Genomic DNA, 2091 nt, shown 5'->3' with positions numbered 1-2091 from the left:
CCGCCGCCTCCGCCACGGAGACGCTCACGCTGCAGTTCCTGCCCGAGGAGAGCTATTTCAAGTCCGGCACGGTGCTCTCCGCGGTGGATGCGAGCGGACTCGTGGTCTCGGACAGCGACACCGGCATCTCGACCGACGTCTTCACGTCGCAGTCGTTCATCACGGACACGGAGCTCCTCGACGCGATCTCGGTGACGCTCGACTTCGAGGTGTCCTCGGACGGCTCGACCCTCACGGCCGCGCGAGCGGCAGACGCCTACACGAAGGCGCTCGCCGAAGGCAATCCGTCCGCTTCCGGTACGGAACAGTCGCTCGCCGCGATCCTCGACGCGAACGCCGGGGCGGTGACCAGCGCAAACGCGCAGGCCCTCGTCGCCGCGATCGACTTCGCGCCCGACACGGAAACCGTCGCGGGCATGATCGGCGACCTCCGGGGCGACGCGCACCTCTCGGCCGTGCGGGCCCAGTTCGCCGTGGAGCGCCTCGTTGACCGCACGCTTGCGCGCACTCCGGCCGACGCCGCGGTCTCCGGCCGCCACGTCTGGGCGCAGCCCTTCGGCGGCAGGCTCGCGGACAACTTGCGCGGATCGCATTCCAGAACGAAGGCCGCCGGCCTCGCGGGCGGCGTGACCGTCACGGAGCCCGGTCACGAGATCGGCTGGCAGGTGGCGGCCGCGTATTTCTCGGAATCGAACAATCTCCACGCGAAGACCCGCGGGGAGGGGCTCTGGCTCGGCGCCTCGCTGGGACAGGCCTTTGACGGCGGGGAGAAGTGGTGGTTCGACCTCTCGGGCCGCGTCGGTCTCGCCAACGTCGAGACCGAGCGCCTGCAGACCTCGATCGGATCCTCCCAGGAAGCGGAGGGCACTCGTCTTTCGGCCGCGCTTTCCGGGAAGATCGGTCCGAGGCTTGAGCTCGCTGACGTGCTTTTCTTGAGGCCGTCGGTCGGTCTCACGGGCACGGTGCTGAGGACGCCCTCGAAGACCGAGGACAGGATGGGCGGCCTCGATATCGACGACGCCTGGTACCGGTCGCTTCGCGCGCAGGTCGGCGTCTCGGCCGAGACGGCTCCGATCGCCTCCGCAGTCACGGGTTTCTCGTGGAAGTGGACCGCGAACGCCGGGTACGAGCGCGAGCTTCTGCAGGACGCGGGTGAGTTCACGGCCGGCATCGCCGGCATGGCGGGCAACTTCTCGCAGCGCGTGGACTGGAACGACCGCAATCGCTGGCTGATTGGCGGAGGTCTGGAACTCGCCAACGAGAAGGGCTTCACGGCTGCTCTCAGGCTTGAGGGCGAGCTCACCCACGGCGACGGCGCGGCCGTCACGGGCGGGGCGGAACTGCGCTGGCGGTTCTGAGGAGCCCGACCTCTGAGACGGAAAGAGCGCTGACCTCCGGCAGGAAAGGCGGCGCTCTTCTGAACGGCTGCCGGCGATCCCCGTCCGGCGTCCTTGCCGGCACCCGCCTCCGGCTTCGAGGAGGCGGGTCGGGAGACGCGAATGACGAGGCGCCGGACGGAGATCGGGGATGATGGTCAGAGATTCGAGGCGGCGAGCGTGTCGGCGATGCCTTCGAGCCACTGCTGGTGACCCGCGACCATCGGGTTCGGGCGGGTCTTCGCGAGCGTCTTCGCGGGCTCGCCCTTCTGGGACTCCTGGGTGAGCACGCGCACGCGGCCGAGGGGGAGCTCCTCGACGAGCCAGGCGTGGATCACGTCAAGGCGCTCCGCACCTTCGCCCGCCCAGCCGTGCCAGGCGATGCGGCCCGGGACGCCCGGGGCCGGAGGGACGCACTCGGTGACCTCGGCCTTCACGGGGAAGCCGAACGTGTCGAAGTCGAAGCGGTCGCCGGCCCTGAGTTCGGTGCCGTCGAAGACGATGCTGGCGGAGTTGGCGTAGTAGGTCGGCCACACGTGCGGGTTGACGAGAAGCGCCCAGACGTCGGTCGCGGTGAAGCCGCGGAGGATGATTTCGTTCGAGCAGAAATTGTCGGTGAAGCCGGGGAGGTACTCCTCGGGCCAGCGGATCGATTCCATGTTTTTTCCTTCTTCTTGGAGGTGTCCCCGGAGGGCGCCGGTGAAGCGTTCCGGGG

Annotated in this window: 2 protein-coding genes; one reads left to right on the top strand and one right to left on the bottom strand. The window is 69.0% G+C overall.

Translation table 11 applies throughout. From position 1 onward, the window contains the following. Positions 1–1358: autotransporter outer membrane beta-barrel domain-containing protein (locus Q4F91_RS13445; protein ID WP_303338241.1), on the top strand; the 1358-nt coding region annotated here is incomplete at its 5' end. 176 nt (positions 1359–1534) lie between these two features. Here the strand turns inward: Q4F91_RS13445 and Q4F91_RS13440 are convergent. After that, the gene (locus Q4F91_RS13440; protein ID WP_303338240.1) at positions 1535–2035 is read right to left on the bottom strand and encodes an SRPBCC domain-containing protein; all 501 of its coding nucleotides are present in this window, start codon (positions 2033–2035) and stop codon (positions 1535–1537) included. Between the last annotated feature and the right edge of the window lie 56 nt (positions 2036–2091).

The sequence above is a fragment of the Sutterella sp. genome, from assembly GCF_030539355.1.
Taxonomy (GTDB): Bacteria; Pseudomonadota; Gammaproteobacteria; order Burkholderiales; family Burkholderiaceae_F; genus Sutterella.
Note: the sequence above shows the minus strand (reverse complement) of the source record. Positions and strands in the feature narration are given on the sequence as shown.

Coding starts and splice junctions, on each gene's coding strand:
- Q4F91_RS13440 (WP_303338240.1), bottom strand. CDS start 2,035: ATGGAATCGATCCGCTGGCCCGAGGAGTACCTCCCCGGCTTCACCGAC.